Origin of the sequence: Paenibacillus brasilensis (genome assembly GCF_009363115.1) — a bacterium.
Lineage (GTDB): Bacteria > Bacillota > Bacilli > Paenibacillales > Paenibacillaceae > Paenibacillus > Paenibacillus brasilensis.
Map to the genome: position 1 here is coordinate 4,871,596 of NZ_CP045298.1, position 19,131 is coordinate 4,890,726.

Here is a 19,131-nt window from a genome sequence, read left to right on the forward strand (position 1 = left end):
ATTCTCGTATTATAAGATACTATGTGATGAAGTTGAAGCTAATTTTTTAGGGGGTATTCCCTGATCGGAACAGAGTCCTGTATTTCGACCTCGCCTGTGCTCAAGTTGCACTGAAAGTTGGTCATATCGCTTGATCTTTTTAGTTTGTGAAGTGGTGTTCAGAAGCTTGATTGATGTACTTCACCATCAAAGGATAACGGCACAAAAGCCAGTTGCGTAGCCCGAACACCGCTGCGTTCTCTTGGAATCATCAAAAAAGCCGTACTTCATGCTTAGAACTCCTCTCGATAGAAAAATAAGACCTAACACTTGATTTTCCCGACTATTTTTCTTGAATTTGCAAAATATTCGAAATGGGTAAATATACCTTTTTATGCTAAAATAAAAAAGTTAGGATTCAGCAAGGCGGGAGGTTGCAAAATGGCATCTATTACATTGTTTTTCATTCCATATGCAGGTGGATCGGCGTCAGTCAGCTTCAAATGGAAAAAGCTGTTGTTGCCACAGATTAAGCTTGTTCCACTGGAACTGGCGGGCAGAGGGATTCGTTCCGGAGAACCACTAAAGGATAGCATCGAGGAGATAAGTGATGATCTACTGCATAAGATCGGGCAAGAGATAGCCCACGGCGACCCTTATGCCATATACGGTCACAGTATGGGGACGATGATTGCCTTCGAGTTGTACTACAAGCTGGTGGCTGGCGGATTTGGCGAGCCTGCTCATTTATTTGTTTCCGGTGGACGAGCACCGCATGTCCCAAGAAATTTCCCGTGGTCACATGATCTGCCAGCAGATCAGTTCAGGACACATTTGCAGCGGTATGGTCAGCTTTCCGAGGCAATTTTTGACAATCGAGAATTATACGACTATTTCATGCCGGTGCTGAGAGCGGATTTCAAAGCCGTTGAGACGTATAAATACACGGCCAAGCCCGAGCCTTTACACTGTCCAATTACCGCTTTGACAGGACTGGCTGATAATACGTTGGCCTTGCAGGATGTGGAAGCGTGGGCGCAGCATACGGATCAGGATTTTCGTATGTTCACCTTTGATGGGGGACATTTTTTTATTCATGATGAAATGGAACGGATTACACAGATCATCAATGAGAATTTGGAACGCAGTGCAGTGGCAAACAGAATACAACATTAAAAAGAAGAGGTAATGGTAGTGACTGTAGGTGTATTGGCACATTTATTTGGCAAGTTGCCATATCGCGAGTTGGCTGCCAAGGTAGGCGCAGCGGGCTTTACCCATGTTCAGTTGGCTCCGTGGAGAGCGATCAGTGATGTGGATTTTAATAAACCGGGCAAGTTTAGCCCAGGATTGGCATTGTCTATCGCAGAGGAGTTTCGCAGGGCATGGAGTATCCATATCGGTGCTCGGGTGCTATCTGCATTTTTTTGTACAGGATGAGCAATTGTTGCGTGAAAATGTAGAGCGCTTCAAAGAGCTGATTCGATACGCGAGTCTGTTAGGAGCACCCATCGTCGCCGCAGAAGTCGGGCGCAATGAGGATGGCAGCGCTTATACGGAACGTGATTGGAGAGTTGTCAAAGAGGTTGTGCGTGAATTGGCAGAGGAAGCGGAAAAATGGGGCGTATTCGTAGGATTGGAAGCCGCTAACGATCATTTGGTCGGAACAGCTGCAGAACTGGCAGCCTTGCTGGAGGAAGTACCTTCGTCACAAATCGGTGTTGTCATTGATCCGGGGAATCTGTTGAAGACGGAAAACCTGGCACAGCAGGATGAGATTATTCGCGAAGCTTTCCGACTGCTGGGACCTCGGATTATCGCAGCACATGCCAAAGACCGTCGGTTATCATCATCAGGTGAGATCGAGACGGTACCACCGAGATTTGGTGACATGAACTATGGCCTCTATATGGAACTGCTGGAGCAGTATAAGCCGGGGGTTCACATCATTATGGAAGCAGCGCAGGAGCATCAAATGGCCAAATCCAAACGCTATATCGAAGGCCATCGGTTAGCGGCTCAGAAAGCGCAGGAAGTACAGACGAAGTAATTATTTCCTTTATATTACAGAAACTGTTAAAAGACTTGGAAGCGTCTACTTTTCCAAGTCTCTTGTGTTGGGTAGGGCTTAGCCTTGCACAACCGCCACGATGACAAGCACCCAGCTTGCCAAAAAAGCAAGCCCGCCAAACGGGGTGATCGCTCCAAGCTTTTTGACGCTAGACAAGCTAAGTGCATACAGACTGCCGGAGAACAGAAGAATGCCCACTAGCATAACCCAACCTGCGGTTACAATGAGAGCGGAATGAACAAAATTCCCTGCAATCGCTCCAAGCAGAAGCAGACCCAGTCCATGAGCGATCTGATATTGAATGCCCGTTTGGAATATGCTCATCATGTCTGCGGAAAGTCTCTTTTTCAAAGCATGTGCCCCAAACGCGCCGAGAGCTACAGCTAAAAACATAATGATACAACCCAGCAGCAGCAAAATTTTCATGTTTCAACGCCTCCTTGTGAAATAGTACCGATTTGAACCGATTTCGTCAATTTTCCTAGTTTAACTCCAAACTTATTGAATTTTTCGACTCTCATTGGTGAGCTAATATGTTATATTTTTTCCAGGGCCAATGTGAAGCATTTGGAGCTATGGACAGCACGTCCTCCACCTTTTTTACGGGAAAGTGAGGTGATGGTGCTGTTTTTTTGTGCTGCCGTTTTTCGGAACAAAATCTTGTGCAGGGCCAAAATTGATAATGGAGAGGATGACTGCAAAAGTGACTAGAAAAAAATCTGTGTTCAGGAAATCCGTCTCTATGGTCATGTCAGCCATTTTGGTGCTTCCGCTAACCTTGGGCATATTTCAGGCTGAGCCTGATCGTGCCTCGGTTGCAACACTAGAATCGACACGCTTCCTTCAATTGTATAAACAACTGAAGGACCCGGCCAGCGGATATTTTTCAAAGGAAGGCATTCCTTATCATTCCGTTGAAACACTCATGAGTGAGGCCCCGGACTACGGGCATTTAACGACCTCGGAGGCCTATAGTTACTGGATGTGGCTGGAAGTGTTATATGGTCATTATACCGGGGATTGGGGACACTAGGAATCCGCTTGGGACAACATGGAGAAATACATTATTCCAGTTAATGAAGGGGACGGGAAGGAAGAACAGCCTACGATGAGTAACTACAACCCCAACAGCCCCGCCACTTATGCGGCTGAGTATCCGCAGCCGGATCAATATCCAAGCCGTCTGAGTGGTCAGTATAGTGGCGGCAAGGACCCGCTGGATGCAGAGTTGAAGGCAGCCTATGGCAACAATCAGACCTATCTGATGCATTGGCTGCTGGATGTGGATAATTGGTACGGTTTTGGCAACCTGCTGAATCCGTCGCACACGGCCACCTATGTGAACACCTTCCAACGTGGAGAACAGGAATCGGTTTGGGAAGCCGTCCCGCATCCATCGCAGGATAATCAAAAATTTGGTAAACCTAATGAAGGCTTCATGAGCCTGTTCACCAAGGAAAATAATGCTCCTGCACAGCAATGGCGCTATACGAATGCGACCGATGCGGACGCACGGGCGGTTCAAGCCATGTACTGGGCAAAAGAACTGGGATATGACAACCCGGTATATTTGGATAAAGCGAAAAAGATGGGAGACTACTTGCGTTACGGTATGTACGATAAATACTTCCAAAAAATAGGAAGCGCTTCCAATGGGACTCCGAGCGCTGGTTCCGGCAAGGACGCCAGCCATTGTCTAATGGCATGGTATACGGCATGGGGCGGTGGACTAGGCCAAAGCGGCAACTGGGCTTGGCGGATTGGCGCAAGTCATGCGCACCAGGGCTACCAAAATGTCGTTGCTGCCTACGCGTTATCCGATAAGGATGGCGGATTAATACCCAATTCACCAACGGCAGGACAGGATTGGGCAACCTCGCTGAAGCGCCAACTGGAATTTTATGCCTGGTTGCAATCCGATGAGGGAGCCATTGCAGGTGGAGCAACGAATAGCTGGGATGGTGCCTATAAGGCGTATCCGTCTGGCACAAGCACCTTCTATGGAATGGCTTATACAGGTGCTCCTGTATACCAAGATCCATCGTCCAACAACTGGTTTGGAATGCAGGCATGGCCGGTTGAGCGGATTGCTGAGCTGTACTACATTTTAGCCCAGAAGGGCGATACTTCGTCCGATCAGTTTAAAATGGCTAAGCAAGTGATTGAAAACTGGGTAGCGTGGTCCAAGAGCTATGTATTTGCCAATGAACGCCCTGTGACAGACGCAGAGGGATACTATTTGGACGCTCAAGGCAAGCGCATTCTGGGTGGTAAAAATCCGAAGGTAGCCACTAAAGCGGCTAAAGGCGAGTTCTGGTTGCCAGGCAATCTGGAATGGAGCGGGAAGCCAGAAACCTGGACCGGCTTTGCCAATCATAAAGGGAATGCGAATCTCCATGTCGTAACGAAGAAACCGGGGCAGGATGCCGGAGTACTGGGCAGTTATGTTAAAGCGCTTACTTTCTTTGCTGCTGGAACGAAAGCTGAAAAAGGCGACTACACCGAACTGGGCAAGGAAGCCAAGGATTTGTTCAAAGCTTTGCTTGACGCTGCATGGGGTTATAATGATGGCGTAGGTATTACAACGAAGGAAGCACGTGAGGATTATTATCGCTATTTCACCAAAGAAGTGTATATTCCGAACGGCTGGAGTGGTAAAACAGGGCAAGGCAGCACTATCCCAGGTACAGACGCGACTGCTTCTGACCCGTCCAAAGGTGGGAACGGCACATACTCCAGCTATACCGATATCCGGCCTAACATTACTAAGGACCCGCAATGGTCCTATTTGAAGGATAAATACACGACATCCTGGAATAATCAGACGAAAAAATGGGATAAGGGCGCTCCAGAATTTACGTATCACCGTTTCTGGTCTCTAGTTGATATGGCGACAGCTTATGCCGAATATGACCGTCTCATTAACGGCAGCGGACCAGCCGAGCCGACAGCTCCCAAAGCACCTGCGAATGTGAAGGCAAGTGCGGGGGATGCTCAGGTTACACTGACCTGGAACAAAGCAACGGGCGTGGATAGCTATACAGTTAAGCGGTCCACAACCAGTGGAGGACCTTATGCGACTGTAGCAACGGTAACAGACAGCACTTACAAAGATACAGGGGTGGTGAATGAAACCACTTATTATTATGTAGCAAGTGCAACTAATTCTTTAGGAACCAGTCCGGATTCTGCCGAGGTCAGCGCCAAGCCGACAGCAGCGCCGCTTCCGGCAACGGGCGATGTAATTGCCCAATACCGTGTGGGCGATACGAACCCGGGAGATAATCAGATACGTCCGCTGTTCCGTGTGGTCAACAAGGGGAAAGAAGCAGTTGATCTGAAAAATGTCAAGCTGCGGTACTACTTTACTGTAGATGGTGATAAGTCACAGGAATTCCATTGTGACTATGCACAGCTGGGTAGCGACAATGTCCAGGGACGCTTTGTCAAACTGGATAAGGCGGTTACGGGCGCAGATTATTATCTGGAGATTTCCTTTGGAGCTGGTGCGGGAAGTTTGCCAGCAGGGGCAAATACAGGGGATATTCAGATACGCATGAACAAAACGGATTGGAGCAATTATAACGAAAGTGATGATTTTTCCTATGATGCAACCAAGACATCATATACGGATTGGGATAAGACACCTCTGTACGTAAACGACAAGCGTGTCTGGGGTCTGGAGCCTTGATTGTAGGCTAATTGGAGTGAGACGGGCGGAGTGAGAGAGGGAATTAAGCCTCATATTCCGCCCGTTTTTTTGTGGTTGGATTCGTGGTACACTAGGAACGTTACATATAATATACATGACCGAGGTGACCTGAGACATGAATGACAAATTGGCACAGGCTTTGAATGAGCAAATGAATTTTGAATTTTACTCCGCTCATGTGTATCTGGCGATGGCTGCTTATTGCTCCAGTGAAAGTCTGGATGGGTTTGCGAACTTCTTCCTGGTACAAGCGGAGGAGGAACGCTTTCATGCGATGAAGCTGTACAAATATATTAATGACCGCAGAGGACGCGCTACTTTGGCAGCATTACCGGAGCCAAATAATAGCTACGCTTCCATGCTGGACGTATTTGAGCACGGCTATAAGCATGAGCAGCAAAACACACAGAAATTTTATCATTTGGCTGACCTGGCTCTGGACGAGCGTGAGCATGCGACAATCCATTTCCTGAAATGGTTTATTGATGAGCAAGTGGAAGAGGAAGCGCTGTTCGACAGTGTTATCCAAAAGCTTAAGCGCATTGAAAGAGACAGCAACGCTTTTTATATGCTGGACAGCGAGTTTGCCAAACGCAGCTTTACAGTCCCTGCGGAATAATACAGACTGTACTAGTTTTATTTAAACTTGTACAGTCTGCTTCCCAAAGGTATGAATGCCATTTACCGCCAAGATACAATTAACCACAGGAAGAGGACTGATGAACAACGTGAAATATAATCGTTTGGGAAACAGTGGGCTTCAGGTGTCCGCACTTGGCCTTGGCACCAATTCTTTCGGCAAGAGAGCGGATCAGCAGACTTCGATGGATATCATCCATGCTGCGCTCGATCAGGGAATAAATTTTATGGATACTGCCAATATTTATGCTGGTTCGGAATCGGAACGAATCATCGGGCTGGCGTTGGAAGGTAGACGGCAATCTGTCGTTCTTGCCACCAAAGCGGGCCTACCGAAACACGAAGGACCGGGAGGGAGCGGATCTTCCCGCCATCACCTGATGCAGGAGCTTGAGGGCAGCTTGCGCCGTTTGAAGACGGATTATGTTGATCTGTACCAGATTCACACATTTGATCCCTACACCCCGCTAGAGGAAACGCTGCGCACGCTTGACGATATGGTCTCCGCAGGTAAAGTGCGTTATATCGGTGCTTCCAATTACGCGGCTTGGGAAATGATGAAGGCGCTCGGGATTAGCGAAGCGCGGAATCTGGTCAAGTACGTCTCGATCCAGTGCAGCTACTCCCTCGCCGACCGTACGCCAGAGAAAGAGTTGCTTCCGCTCTGCTTCGATCAAGGAGTCGGAATCATTCCTTACTTCCCGCTTGCCGGTGGTATTCTCACCGGCAAATATGCCGGGGGTGGTGCCGTACCTGCTGGCTCCAGAGTCGAAACCGATCCAAGCTTCAGCCGCTTCCTTACCCCCGAGCGAATTGAACTCGGCAACCAAGTAAATGAAATCGCTGAAGAGTTGGGCACTTCGCCCACGGCGCTGTCATTGGCCTGGCTGATGACCAGACCCGCCGTTTCTACCGTTATTGTTGGAGCCACCCAGGTAGAGCAGGTGCAGCATAATCTGCACAGTGTTTCCATTCATCTGGATGCACCAACGCTGGACAAACTGGAACAAGCCAGCCTTTCCTTCCGCAGTGGCGAGCCGTTCGCGTTTTATCGGTTGCCATAGCCGCATCCGTGTATAAGCTATAAGCCGAAAGCGTTACCCCGAATAGCTGGTGTATCGCTCTCGGCTTTTTTAATGACTGTGTTACAAGATCATTGTTATTTTAAATGTAGTTATAGAAAAAATTAATTAGTCGCTGCGATAGTAAGCATGCTACAGTAATATTATTCTTTATATCTGATTAAATAGATAGGATTAATTATTTTTTAAGCAACTTAGAACATTATAAACAACAATATAGTGAGGCGGGTTAATATGAGCGAAATCTATCGTCTAGCACAACAGAAGGACTCCGAAAGATTGCAGTATGTGACGTATGAGGCATACGAAACGATTCGGCAGTTGGGGCTGCAGTGGCCTGCCGCTCAGGCAAACGTTGCTCTCATTCAGGAGAACATTAAAAATAATGACTGCTATGTGCTGGAAGTGGATGGCGTCATCCAGGCTACGGTTAGCCATCTGAAAAATAGAGCTCTTGATTTTATAACCGATTTACCGTTTGTGATGTGGTTCGCCGTGGACCCGGCTGCACAGGGCAAAGAATATGGGAGAAAACTGCTGAATTGGGTAGAGCAGGCGATTATTCGTGATCAGGTGGGTGCCCCTGCGGTGACACTGGCGACAGCGGAGAAGCATCCATATCTGCTATCTATGTACGAGCGCTGGGGATATGAACGTATTCAAGCTTTTGACCGTGGAACAGGGGATGGGACGATGCATTTACTGCGCAAAGTAGTGAATCCTGAATTATTTGATGCCTACATTCGTGAAAAAGATGAGGCAGAGACAGCAAACCGAAATTAGAGCCGATCACCGGGAACGAAGCCGATTCGTCCGCTGAAAGGGGTATGGTTAAAATGAAATTTGTATTGTTCAGTTATAATGATGTACTTCATTTTGGTCCTGGTGTTGCGTTACGGTTTTTGGTTATCATAGACAAAGGTATAAATTTATCGTTGCATTCGGATACAAAGGAGATATATGATGGCTGAGCCTTTAAAAAATATGTACACACAGGAATTTCTTTGCCTTTTCGGTGAAAGAGTACAAACTGCTTACAGCTCGTTTGATACCAGCGGATTTATCCGCCAAGTTATGGATGAAAAATGGGACGAACTGGAGCTAAAAGCCCGGATGCGACGGATTTCACTAACATTGGGAACGTACTTGCCAAATCGCTATGAAGAAGCCTTGGCTATCCTGTTTGCCATAGACGAGCATTGCAGCGGTTTTCCGTACTTATTCTTCCCGGACTTTGTAGAGGTGTACGGGCAGGGAGAAGAGCATTGGGACCTCTCCATGAAGGCACTGGAGCGTTTTACATCAAAATCCTCTGCAGAGTTTGCTGTGAGACCCTTTCTACTCCGTGAACCGGAAAGAATGATGCGGCAGATGACGGCTTGGGCAGGACACCGAAGCGAGCACGTCCGTCGTCTTGCGAGTGAAGGCTGCCGTCCAAGATTACCCTGGGGGCAGGCACTGCCCATGTTTAAACACGATCCTGCTCCAGTATTGAACGTATTGGAATTACTAAAAGCCGATCCGTCACTGTATGTACGTAAAAGTGTAGCCAATAACCTGAACGACATCGCCAAGGACCATCCCGATACGGTCATAGCTACGGCTAGGCGCTGGAAAGGCACGCACCCTGATACGGACTGGATTGTGCGTCACGGCTGCCGGACTTTGATTCGCAAATCCATCCCTGAAGTGATGGCCATGTTCGGCTATGCCGAAGAAACGAACGGATCACCGCTAGTTACGGAAGCGTTTTTTACCGTCGATCCGGCTGTGTTAAAGCTCGGTGATAGCTGTGAGCTGAGTTATGCACTTCAACTTCGGGAAGGTGACCCTGTGCGAGTCCGCATCGAATACGGCATCGACTTTATAAAGGCGAGAGGACAAGCCTCGCGTAAATTATTTCTGCTTTCCGACAAAACCGTTCCCGGAGGAACCCGTCTTACAGGTGTGCGTACACACCGTTTTGCAGACCTGACGACCCGCCGCCATTACCCCGGCGCACACCGTATTATACTGCTTGTGAACGGGCAAGAAGCTGCATCTACAATAGTGGAACTCCAGTTTTAAAAGCTCTATAGCAGAAAGAAAAAGAGTCTGAAACGAGGCTCTTTTTTTGTTGTTTGTTCATATAATTTATTTTTTTTCAAAAAAATTAATGGTGGTATTAGAACCAGGTACTAGGACGTGATATACTACAATAAGATATGGCTCTCATCTTATGTACAAAGGGGAAATATAATTTGACAGATCAGCAGCAGTGGCTTGCGCCTGAATATTACAATATAACTTCGGAAATGGAACACCATAATGCTGGTAAAACAGCACTCAAGTGGTTGAGCGAAACAGGAGAATACGAGGAGATCACTTATGGAGAGCTGTTAAAAAAGGCTAATCGACTGGCTGGTGGACTTATGAGTCTGGGATTTAATAAAGGAGACAGAGTTCTGGTCGTAGTACCACGGCGTATTATTGCATATGTGATTTACCTGGCGTGCTTGAAGCTGGGACTCGCCGTTATTCCTTCTTCGGAAATGCTGCGGGCTAAGGATATTGCGTATCGTCTTCGCCATTCACAAGCACGCGGAATTGTTGCATGGACCGGAGTAACTGGTGAAGTGGACAAAATAAATGATGATTTGCCTGACCTGGATTATCGGATCATGGTTTCCGGTGACAACCCGGCACCTGCACCCGGCTGGCTTGAGCTGGATGAATTGATGGACGGACAGCGCGATACTTTTAAAGCTGTGAAGACACATCGGGACGATATGGCGATTATGGCCTATACCTCAGGTACTACAGGGAATCCTAAAGGTGTTGTACATAGCCATGGCTGGGGGTATGCTCATCTGCGAATCACATCCCCATGGCTGGATATCCAAGCTTCAGATGTTGTATGGGCTACGGCAGCACCGGGGTGGCAAAAATGGATTTGGAGTCCTTTTTTATCCGTACTGGGGAATGGGGCGACCGGATTCGTATATAATGGCCCGTTTCGTCCAGGTCGTTATTTGCACTTCCTGCAGGAATATGGGATTCAGGTATTATGTTGCACGCCTACGGAGTATCGGATTATGGCGAAGACGGATGGTTTGGATCAGTACGATCTGTCTGAATTGCGCAGCGCTGTTTCTGCGGGAGAACCTCTTAATCAGGAGGTCATTAACAAGTTTCAGGAGCAGTTCAACATTACGATTCGTGACGGTTACGGACAGACGGAAAGCACATTAATTATTGGTAACTTGAAGGACGAACCTCTGCGTACAGGCTCGATGGGTAAATCCATTGCGCCGGGACTTGTTGAGGTCATAGACGAGGACGGCATTCCACTGGAGCCAGGTCAAGTCGGTGATATTGCAGTGCGTGCTGATCTTCCGGCATTATTTCATACGTATTATCTTGATCCGGAACGCAAAGCAACCAGTCTCCGTGGTGACTATTTTGTGACAGGAGATCGGGCTCGCAAAGACGAGGATGGATATTTCTGGTTTGAAGGACGCGGTGATGATATCATTATTAGCTCTGGTTATACCATTGGCCCGTTTGAAGTAGAGGAAGCGCTTATGAAGCATGACTCCGTGCAGGAATGTGCTGTTGTAGCAAGTCCTGACCCCATGCGTGGACATATCGTAAAGGCATTCGTTGTACTCAAAGCCGGAGTAAAAGAATCACCGGAACTGGTGAAGGAGCTGCAGCAGCATGTTAAAGCATGGACTGCACCCTACAAGTATCCACGAAAAATAGAGTTTATTCAGGAACTTCCCAAAACCAGTTCGGGCAAAATTCGAAGAATGGTGCTGCGTGAATTGGAAAAGCAATCTGTACTGTAATTATAAAATTAAATATGATGAAAATGGAACAGGAGCGTGGGAACATGAGTACATTCGAAACATTGCTGGAGCAATATGCAGAGCTTGTCGTGAGAGTAGGGGTCAACATTCAGCCCGGACAGGTATTTTTGGTTACAGCACCGCTGGAAACCATTGATTTTACGCGCTTGATTGTCAGTAAAGCCTATGAAGCAGGGGCCAAATACGTACAGGTAGAGTTTGAGGACGATCAGATTACACGCAGTCGCTTTGAACAGGGTGAAGAAGCTTGCTTTGATTATTACCCGGCATGGAAGGCGGAAATGATGGAAAAACTCGCGGAAGAGGGTGGAGCTACGCTAACCATCAAGGTACCGAATCCCGATCTGTATCAAGACATTGATCCACAAAAGGTTTCACGTGCAACGAAGGCGGCAGTCACTGCGAGAGAAGGCTTTTCCCAATATACCCGGAATCATAAAATTAGCTGGTGTCTAATTAAAGCGCCAACGAAGGCTTGGGCTGATAAAGTATTTGCCGATGTGGCAGAAGAGGATCGCATTCGTGTCATGTGGGATACGATTTTCCAAATGAACCGTGTAGACGGCTCAGATCCTGTTCAAAATTGGCAGGAGCATTTGAAGAATCTTGAACAGCTGCAAAACAAGCTGAATCATAAAAAATATAAAAGCTTGCACTACCGTGCACCCGGAACAGATTTAAAAATTGAACTAGCTGACGGGCATATCTGGCGCAGTGGTGGTGGTGAAAACGAACGTGGAGATTATTTTGTGGCCAATATGCCGACAGAAGAAGTGTTCACGATGCCTAAGCGCACAGGTGTGAATGGTTATGTTACCAGCACCATGCCGTTAAATTTGAACGGGCAGCTAGTGGATCGCATTACTTTTACCTTTAAGGACGGCAAAGTCACCGAGTATACAGCGGAATCCGGCGAGCAGCATCTGACTCATTTACTCGCTACGGATGAAGGGGCCAGCTATTTGGGTGAAGTTGCATTGGTTCCGCACGCTTCACCAATTTCAAATCTCAATCGTATTTTTTACAATACGGGAATTGACGAAAATGCCTCCTGTCATTTAGCTCTGGGCAGTGCGTATCCTTTTAATATGGAAAAAGGAACACAAATGAGTCGGGAGGAATTGTTGAGGAACGGTGCTAATGTCAGCCTGACTCATGTTGATTTTATGATTGGTTCAGCCGAGCTGGATATTGACGGCGAGCTGCAAGACGGAAGCAAAGAAGCAGTGTTTCGCAAAGGAAATTGGGCCATTTAGTCTTTTTCTCAATCTAATTCAAGCAACCCGCAAACGATCCCTTCGTTTTGCGGGTTTTTCTGTATCCCAATTGTAAAATTGTCCCTTGTATTGTGAAGTGTAAAGTGCTAAACTAAATTTAAACAATGTTTAAAACGTTGTTTAAATATATGATTGATTAAGGGATTCAGTTCCTTTGATTGGCACTGAGTGGACTAAATAAGAGGAGGAGAAGCATGCATGAATCAGGCAGACAAAAAACAACAAACCAAAGAAAAGATATTAGAAGCTGCGCTGGAATTCATTAAAAAAGAAGGTTTTGAGGCGGTTACTATCAGAAAAATTGCTGACCTATCGGCCACTAATATTTCTCTGGTTAATTATTATTTTGGTTCAAAAGAAAATCTGCTGAGTGAAGCTATTGAAGTCATTTTGAATGGCTTTCAACACACGTTTTCTACCTTGGACAATACAGCAATACCGCCTCAGGATAGACTGAAACAATTTTTGTTTGATTATTTACAGGTCATTCGCCAATACCCGGAGCTTCTCTCGCGGATTATTGCCATGGGTAGTACGCCCTTTACATCTCAGCAGGAATACGGAAGGTTTTTAAGTATTATGGGGTTTCCGAAGGTTCAGGGCACGATTAAGGAGCTGACAGGTGAGGAACAGCCAGAACGATTACTGGCGATGATGCTGCAATTATTCGGAGCGATTTTTCTACCTGCGCTAATGAGCCCGATACTTGAATCCGGAGCAGTTGCGAAAATACCGTCAATTGAGGAACAATTAAACCTGTTATTTGAAAGATATTTTGATCAAAAATAAGTCAATCATAGGAGTGACTATTATGAATTTCATAAGAAAATATTGGCAAGATGCAGGTGCAATTATTGGTTTGGTTATATGCATTGGGCTACTTATGAACAGGGCTATCCTTTTTGATATCACGGGGATACTCTGGCTAAGCTTTGTAGCTATACTGTTCCATCAATTTGAGGAGTACCGATGGCCTGGATATTTTCCCGGTTTATTTAATAGTACGATGTTTAAAAGTAAAGCACCGGATCATTATCCCTTAAATACCCATTCAGCCATGATTATTAATGTGGCGATTGCCTATATATTTTATTTGCTCCCCGTATGTTTTCCACAAGTAATCTGGCTTGGACTCGCTCCCGTTTTTATGGGATTCTTCCAGGTCGTCTGGCACGGCATTGTTGTTAATATCAAAGCAAAAACCTTATATAATCCTGGCCTGGTTACAGCGCTTCTCGTCCATGTTCCCGTCGGAATTTGGTATATTCATGAAGTGGTAAAGCACGACATGTCAACCGGAATGGACTGGATATTGGGAACGATTTACTTTGTTCTTGCTGTATATATTTTCATCATTAAAGGGAATATGTGGTTGAAGAGAGAGGACTCCCCTTACTCTTTTTCTAAACAACAATTGGGAGCTTACATTCGTAAATAGTGTCTACAATTAAGTCGTTTTCGTCACAATGACAGAAGCGACTTTTTACAATGGCGTTGCATTTTTATGAGAGGATGTTTATACTTATATCAGTAATTGATTAATCACTTATCGGAAATTCTCGATAAGTAAAAAGGATGAATAAGTCATGGCTAAAACTACGTCAACATCAATAAATCGCCCAAACGAAATCATATCCGCTGCTATTGAAGTGTTTGCAGAGATGGGCTACTATCGAGCTACAACAGCTAAAGTGGCAGAACGGGCCAATATTTCCCAGCCGTATGTTTTCCGCTTTTTTGCTACCAAGGAAGCATTACTTGTCGAGGCTCTGAAGGTTTCCTTTGCGCGCATCCAAGAATCCTTTCAGCAGGTTATTCATTCGGCCCCGTCTGAACAGCTAGAGCAGGAGCTGATTACGGCTTATTCGCAAATTATGACGGAATACCGCAATGAGATACTTTTACAAATGCAGGCGCAGACCATCGGGGAGGATGTGGTTGTGAGCGTGATGCAGCAGGGATTCCGTGATATTCATTCGATCGTATTTGGTGCATTTCGTCATGCAGGTATTGAACATGCATCGCAAAGAACGATGCTCTTTCTTGCCAGAGGGATGCTCTGTAATATCTCGATGTCTCTGGATCTACCGGAACTGATGAAAATAGACGATTAATTTTGGTTTATGCAAACTGGAGTCGCGCCTTGGCGCGGCTTTTTTTGCTTGTGAGCATAAACCGCTAAATAGGTTGACAATAGGAGTGAGCTTCGTTATCTTTATACATATAGGGGTATATGTATATACGAATTGAATCAATACCCGTTCAAAAATAGGAGGTATACACAATGTCATCAAATAGCATCCAAGCAGACTATATTCTTGATTGTAAAGGCCTGGCTTGTCCTATGCCTATTGTAAAAACAAAACGGGCTATGAATGAGCTCAATCCAGGGCAGGTTATGGAAGTTCAGGCAACTGACAAGGGTTCATTAGCCGATTTTCAGAGCTGGGCACAGAACACCGGGCATCAATATGTAGGCACGCTTCAAAAAGGAGATGTAATACATCATTATCTGCGCAAATCGAATTCTGCACAAGTGAAGGCAGAACTAATGCTTCCTTCAACAATTAGCCACGAAGAGCTGCAGACGAAATTGTCCGGAAAGCAGAACATATTACTGCTGGATGTTCGGGAATCTGCGGAATTTGAGCTTCGACATATTCCTGGATCAAAATCCATCCCTCTCGGTGAACTGGAGAACAGGCTCAACGAGCTGAATCTGGATGAAGAAATCGCAGTGATTTGCCAAGCTGGGGGACGCAGTGAAAGAGCTTGCCAGTTATTAGCAGCTAAAGGCGCTAATAACGTCAAATCTGTGCTTTTAGGCATATCCGAATGGACAGGAGAGACGAAGGGGCGCCAATCCATATGATTACAACAGGAGGAAATGTTGCGATGAATCAGGAGCATGCCCAGCAAAAAACAACGATTGTATTATTCAGTGGGGAGCTGGATAAGGCGATTGCTGCATTCATTATTGCGAACGGGGCGGCGGCATATGATCATGAAGTAACTATATTTTTTACGTTTTGGGGTCTAAACATGCTGCGTAAAGATGAACTTGTACGAACGAAAAAGGGATTGCTCGAAAAAGCCTTTGGCTGGATGATGCCCCGCGGCCCTCAAAAACTTGCATTGTCCAAAATGAATTTTGCTGGACTCGGCCCACGGATGATTAAACATGTCATGAAAAGGCATAATGCGCTATCCCTTCCACAGCTTATAGAGCTGGCGCGAGAGCAGGGGATTAAGCTCATAGCCTGTACCATGTCAATGGATCTGTTAGGACTGCAACAAGAAGAGTTAATTGACGGTTTGGAATATGCCGGAGTTGCCGCCTACCTGGGTGAGGCTTCGCAAGGGAAGGTAAATCTATTTATCTAGGGTGTGCTATTTATTTTTTTGGTTTATAATATACCTATACGTGTATATGGTAAGTCAAAAAAGGAGTTGCATTGCTTATGGATTACAATTATAGTGATGAACTGAAAACACGCCTGAGAAGGATTGAGGGTCAGGTACGTGGAGTACTTCGTTTAATGGATGAGGGAAAGTCATGCAAGGATGTAGTCAGCCAGCTATCAGCTGTACGCAATGCATCAGATAAAGCGATTGCTCAAATTGTGGCAGAGAATCTGCAGCGTTGTATTTTGGAAGAGCAAGAGGCTGGAGGGGATACGGATAAGCTGGTTAAAGAAGCCATTCAGCTACTTGTAAAAAGCCGCTAATCATAATAAAAATGTTTATTTGTTATTTAAAGTGAAAAAATTTATGCATCGTAAATGGTGTTGACAAAAAAAACCGTTGTAAATATAATGTTTACAACGGAAGGTGATCCTAATGCAAATTAGCAGCCGATTTTCAATTGCAGTTCATATGCTGTCCCTTATACACGTACGTGCTGATTATCTTACTTCTGACCAAATTGCCGATAGCGTAAATACAAACCCGGTGATTATACGGCAAATAACCCGATTACTTAAAAAATCCGGATTAATCGGTGTTCGCAGAGGAACTGGGGGCTCGTTTCTATTAAAAGAAGCGGCTGAGATCTCCTTATATAATGTGTATAAAGCAGTAGAGGCTATTGAGAATGATCAATTGTTTAATACTCATGAAAATCCTAATCCCAATTGTTGGGTTGGTGCTAATATCAATCAGGTTCTTGAGCTTATACTCATTAAAGCTCAACATGCGATGGAAAGTATATTGCAAAATGTTTCTATACAAGAAATCACTGAGCTTATCATTCAAAAAAATCATGCTTCTTAATTAGGAGGCATCTTTTTTTATAACTGTTGTAATGATTATCATTACAACGTCGACTATGATGAAGATTTTCGATCTTGGAATGTTGAAGAACATTATAGGAGGTGAGGTAAATGTGACTGTAAATAAATTAATTAAAAGAACGAATCTCAAAAATGTTCTTCATGAGGAGGATTAAACAGATGATAAATAACAGTAAAATTAAAGAAGAAGTAAAAGAGCTGCGTTGGGAAGAGGAGGTGAACTCTTACATACAATTCATTCCGAATATAGAGTTCTCCAATGCCGAAGGTAATTCATTGAAATTAAATCTGTTGATTTACCGTGACCCTATGGACGAATTATTCAACAGAGAGGGAAATCAGGAGAAATATCCCTTGATTATATATTTACAAGGTTGTGGATGGGGGTGGTCAAAACAGGATACCTTTGCTTTTGTGCCACAGCTGAGCGAATTTGCAAAAATGGGATATGTTATCGCAAGTGTGCAGTATAGAACCAGTGACAGTGCTATATTTCCGGCTCAAATTCAAGATGTAAAAGCAGCTGTACGCTTCCTGAAGGCTAATGCGTCTTTATATAATATCGATCCAGAAAGAGTAGGCGTATGGGGAGATTCATCTGGCGCCCATCTTGCACTACTGTTGGGATTAACAGAAGGTAATGAAGAGTTTACAGGAGACAGGGAATACCCAAATGAGTCCAGCAGTATTCAAGCAGTTGCAGACTGGTTTGGTCCGACGGATTTTCTGACCATGAGCCAGTATCCATCCGTTTTTGACCACGATTCACCTCATTCTCCAGAGTCCAAGCTAGTGGGAGGCGCTATTCAGGAGAACAAAGATAAAGCAAGAAAGGCTAGTCCAATGCAATATATTCACTCGGAAGCACCACCTATTTTAATTATGCACGGGGATCAGGATGACGTGGTTCCTTACGAACAAAGCTTGGAGTTCTACCGAGCACTTAAGCAAGCGGGTAATGATGTCACCATGTACAAAATTACGGGAGCTGGACACATTGCCTTTACTCAGCCACATACATTAGATGTGGTTAAGAAGTTTTTTGATAAACATCTAAAAGACTAGGATCATGTAATAGCCGTAATACAAAAGTTCGCTACCTCTAGTGGTAGCGGGCTTTTTTTACTGTTTACTTATAGAACGCATTCACTAGCATGAAAACGAAAGCATGGATGCAATATAACGAAGCCATGCTTTCGTTTTTTTTGTCGTCTCTCGCTGCAATTGCTTGCTAAGGAACTATAGGTGGGAGCTACTCTTTCTCGCTTGTTTGTAAACCATATTAAAAAGCTCATTGTAATTCCGGTCTTTAGTAGAAGAGGAGGAAGATAGAACTTTAAGCTGCCTTGCTATTCCTTCACAAATGCTCCATCTAATACGAGGGTTTTGACATTCGTCCAAAATAAAGTCGATTAACTCTTGTTCTTCAGAAGCTCGATCCGTATCTTCTTGAGCTAATAGATTTCTAATGTGTGCTACAACTACCTCTTGATCTTCAGCGTTATTTTCAATATGAAATGGAAAAAGTACATGCTTATGCTGCTTGGTTATTTCTATATTTTTTTCTAACCGAACGATATTGTAAGACAGTATATCTGAACTATTCGTGTCCAGGCTCATCTGATTGGAATATCTGAACTGGTATCCGATTCCCCCGATGAAATGAGTGGATAAATCCATAGCACTGGCTTCAATTTCAACACCATAAACCTCGATTAAACGTCTGGCTAACCAGTTTAGCTCCTTATAATGACTTGTCACTATATATTTTCTTAACGCTTCGTCATTCTCGGCCATCGAAATATTGTACAGCTCCAAAATATTTTCTCGGCTATAAATAGCGTGCTTTAGCCCCAACTGGGAATATAAAATCTCCTTGCTGTGAGGATCGCCCTCTGCCAGTAACTGTTTCTGCTGTTCTTCCACTTTTGCATCGACATTTTGAATGATATTAAGTATCAGTTGAGGTTTAGAAGAAAAATAATTATAAAAAGTGCCTTTTGAGACACCCGACTTCTCCAATATATCCTGGATGGAAGTATGATGATAACCAATGTCACGGAATAAGGACTTGGCAGCTTCAATAATTTGTTCTTTTTTGGTCATATATCTGTTTCTCCTACCAAACAATTTGACAGTAATTTTATATCGCTTTATTATAGCATTAAAATAAATAAACTCGAGTATAAAAAAATATACATAAGTACATATCTATTTATTATATACAC

Annotated in this window: 17 protein-coding genes and 2 pseudogenes; 17 read left to right on the plus strand and 2 right to left on the minus strand. The window is 44.8% G+C overall.

The window, feature by feature from the left end:
• Window positions 1-420: 420 nt before the first annotated feature.
• Together GCU48_RS22970 and GCU48_RS22975 are read left to right on the plus strand one after the other, a co-directional pair.
• Window positions 421-1,155, plus strand: a complete 735-nt coding sequence (locus GCU48_RS22970; protein WP_152381576.1) for a thioesterase II family protein — start codon at window positions 421-423, stop codon at window positions 1,153-1,155.
• An 18-nt stretch (window positions 1,156-1,173) separates the two neighbouring features.
• Window positions 1,174-2,029 (plus strand): annotated as a pseudogene (locus GCU48_RS22975) (sugar phosphate isomerase/epimerase family protein).
• 78 nt (window positions 2,030-2,107) lie between these two features.
• On the opposite strand, the gene GCU48_RS22980 reads toward GCU48_RS22975, so the two are convergent.
• Window positions 2,108-2,476, minus strand: coding sequence for a DUF423 domain-containing protein (locus GCU48_RS22980; RefSeq protein WP_152381577.1), 369 nt, complete (start codon window positions 2,474-2,476; stop codon window positions 2,108-2,110).
• A gap of 277 nt (window positions 2,477-2,753) precedes the next feature.
• On the opposite strand from GCU48_RS22980, the pseudogene GCU48_RS22985 reads away from it, so the two are divergent.
• From GCU48_RS22985 to GCU48_RS23055, 15 genes and pseudogenes are all read left to right on the plus strand, one after another.
• Window positions 2,754-5,741, plus strand: a pseudogene (locus tag GCU48_RS22985) (glycoside hydrolase family 48 protein).
• Window positions 5,742-5,877: 136 nt separating this feature from the next.
• The gene (locus GCU48_RS22990) at window positions 5,878-6,381 is read left to right on the plus strand and encodes a ferritin (protein ID WP_025717340.1); all 504 of its coding nucleotides are present in this window, start codon (window positions 5,878-5,880) and stop codon (window positions 6,379-6,381) included.
• A 109-nt stretch (window positions 6,382-6,490) separates the two neighbouring features.
• Window positions 6,491-7,465, plus strand: a complete 975-nt coding sequence (locus tag GCU48_RS22995; protein ID WP_167518797.1) for an aldo/keto reductase — start codon at window positions 6,491-6,493, stop codon at window positions 7,463-7,465.
• 252 nt (window positions 7,466-7,717) lie between these two features.
• Window positions 7,718-8,266: a GNAT family N-acetyltransferase gene (locus GCU48_RS23000; RefSeq protein WP_152381579.1), complete on the plus strand. Its 549-nt coding sequence runs from the start codon at window positions 7,718-7,720 to the stop codon at window positions 8,264-8,266.
• A gap of 180 nt (window positions 8,267-8,446) precedes the next feature.
• A complete protein-coding gene (locus tag GCU48_RS23005) occupies window positions 8,447-9,550 on the plus strand; it encodes a DNA alkylation repair protein (RefSeq protein ID WP_152381580.1) in 1,104 nt (367 codons plus the stop codon).
• A gap of 173 nt (window positions 9,551-9,723) precedes the next feature.
• The gene (locus GCU48_RS23010; protein WP_152381581.1) at window positions 9,724-11,313 is read left to right on the plus strand and encodes an acetate--CoA ligase; all 1,590 of its coding nucleotides are present in this window, start codon (window positions 9,724-9,726) and stop codon (window positions 11,311-11,313) included.
• A gap of 44 nt (window positions 11,314-11,357) precedes the next feature.
• Window positions 11,358-12,590: an aminopeptidase gene (locus GCU48_RS23015; RefSeq protein ID WP_152381582.1), complete on the plus strand. Its 1,233-nt coding sequence runs from the start codon at window positions 11,358-11,360 to the stop codon at window positions 12,588-12,590.
• Between the two features lie 219 nt (window positions 12,591-12,809).
• Window positions 12,810-13,400, plus strand: a complete 591-nt coding sequence (locus GCU48_RS23020; RefSeq protein WP_152381583.1) for a TetR/AcrR family transcriptional regulator — start codon at window positions 12,810-12,812, stop codon at window positions 13,398-13,400.
• Between the two features lie 22 nt (window positions 13,401-13,422).
• Entirely contained in the window at window positions 13,423-14,049 is a 627-nt protein-coding gene (locus GCU48_RS23025; protein ID WP_025716589.1) for an HXXEE domain-containing protein, read from the plus strand.
• Between the two features lie 148 nt (window positions 14,050-14,197).
• Window positions 14,198-14,725, plus strand: coding sequence for a TetR/AcrR family transcriptional regulator (locus tag GCU48_RS23030; RefSeq protein ID WP_152381584.1), 528 nt, complete (start codon window positions 14,198-14,200; stop codon window positions 14,723-14,725).
• Between the two features lie 170 nt (window positions 14,726-14,895).
• Window positions 14,896-15,483, plus strand: a complete 588-nt coding sequence (locus GCU48_RS23035; protein WP_152381585.1) for a sulfurtransferase TusA family protein — start codon at window positions 14,896-14,898, stop codon at window positions 15,481-15,483.
• 23 nt (window positions 15,484-15,506) lie between these two features.
• A complete protein-coding gene (locus GCU48_RS23040; RefSeq protein WP_152381586.1) occupies window positions 15,507-15,995 on the plus strand; it encodes a DsrE/DsrF/DrsH-like family protein in 489 nt (162 codons plus the stop codon).
• 77 nt (window positions 15,996-16,072) lie between these two features.
• The gene (locus tag GCU48_RS23045) at window positions 16,073-16,339 is read left to right on the plus strand and encodes a metal-sensitive transcriptional regulator (RefSeq protein WP_013310304.1); all 267 of its coding nucleotides are present in this window, start codon (window positions 16,073-16,075) and stop codon (window positions 16,337-16,339) included.
• Between the two features lie 112 nt (window positions 16,340-16,451).
• On the plus strand, window positions 16,452-16,883 hold the full coding sequence (locus GCU48_RS23050; RefSeq protein WP_152381587.1) for an Rrf2 family transcriptional regulator: 432 nt from the start codon (window positions 16,452-16,454) through the stop codon (window positions 16,881-16,883).
• A 179-nt stretch (window positions 16,884-17,062) separates the two neighbouring features.
• Window positions 17,063-17,968, plus strand: a complete 906-nt coding sequence (locus GCU48_RS23055; RefSeq protein ID WP_244315873.1) for a prolyl oligopeptidase family serine peptidase — start codon at window positions 17,063-17,065, stop codon at window positions 17,966-17,968.
• A gap of 174 nt (window positions 17,969-18,142) precedes the next feature.
• Here GCU48_RS23055 and GCU48_RS23060 read toward each other — a convergent pair whose 3' ends face one another.
• Window positions 18,143-19,009: a TetR/AcrR family transcriptional regulator gene (locus tag GCU48_RS23060; RefSeq protein WP_152381588.1), complete on the minus strand. Its 867-nt coding sequence runs from the start codon at window positions 19,007-19,009 to the stop codon at window positions 18,143-18,145.
• Between the last annotated feature and the right edge of the window lie 122 nt (window positions 19,010-19,131).

Excerpts from the sequence above, each read along its gene's own strand:
- GCU48_RS22970 (WP_152381576.1), top strand. The coding sequence starts at position 421 with ATGGCATCTATTACATTGTTTTTCATTCCATATGCAGGTGGATCGGCG.
- GCU48_RS22980 (WP_152381577.1), bottom strand. The coding sequence starts at position 2,476 with ATGAAAATTTTGCTGCTGCTGGGTTGTATCATTATGTTTTTAGCTGTA.
- GCU48_RS22990 (WP_025717340.1), top strand. The coding sequence starts at position 5,878 with ATGAATGACAAATTGGCACAGGCTTTGAATGAGCAAATGAATTTTGAA.
- GCU48_RS23000 (WP_152381579.1), top strand. The coding sequence starts at position 7,718 with ATGAGCGAAATCTATCGTCTAGCACAACAGAAGGACTCCGAAAGATTG.
- GCU48_RS23005 (WP_152381580.1), top strand. The coding sequence starts at position 8,447 with ATGGCTGAGCCTTTAAAAAATATGTACACACAGGAATTTCTTTGCCTT.
- GCU48_RS23015 (WP_152381582.1), top strand. The coding sequence starts at position 11,358 with ATGAGTACATTCGAAACATTGCTGGAGCAATATGCAGAGCTTGTCGTG.
- GCU48_RS23020 (WP_152381583.1), top strand. The coding sequence starts at position 12,810 with ATGAATCAGGCAGACAAAAAACAACAAACCAAAGAAAAGATATTAGAA.
- GCU48_RS23025 (WP_025716589.1), top strand. The coding sequence starts at position 13,423 with ATGAATTTCATAAGAAAATATTGGCAAGATGCAGGTGCAATTATTGGT.
- GCU48_RS23030 (WP_152381584.1), top strand. The coding sequence starts at position 14,198 with ATGGCTAAAACTACGTCAACATCAATAAATCGCCCAAACGAAATCATA.
- GCU48_RS23035 (WP_152381585.1), top strand. The coding sequence starts at position 14,896 with ATGTCATCAAATAGCATCCAAGCAGACTATATTCTTGATTGTAAAGGC.
- GCU48_RS23040 (WP_152381586.1), top strand. The coding sequence starts at position 15,507 with ATGAATCAGGAGCATGCCCAGCAAAAAACAACGATTGTATTATTCAGT.
- GCU48_RS23045 (WP_013310304.1), top strand. The coding sequence starts at position 16,073 with ATGGATTACAATTATAGTGATGAACTGAAAACACGCCTGAGAAGGATT.
- GCU48_RS23050 (WP_152381587.1), top strand. The coding sequence starts at position 16,452 with ATGCAAATTAGCAGCCGATTTTCAATTGCAGTTCATATGCTGTCCCTT.
- GCU48_RS23055 (WP_244315873.1), top strand. The coding sequence starts at position 17,063 with ATGATAAATAACAGTAAAATTAAAGAAGAAGTAAAAGAGCTGCGTTGG.
- GCU48_RS23060 (WP_152381588.1), bottom strand. The coding sequence starts at position 19,009 with ATGACCAAAAAAGAACAAATTATTGAAGCTGCCAAGTCCTTATTCCGT.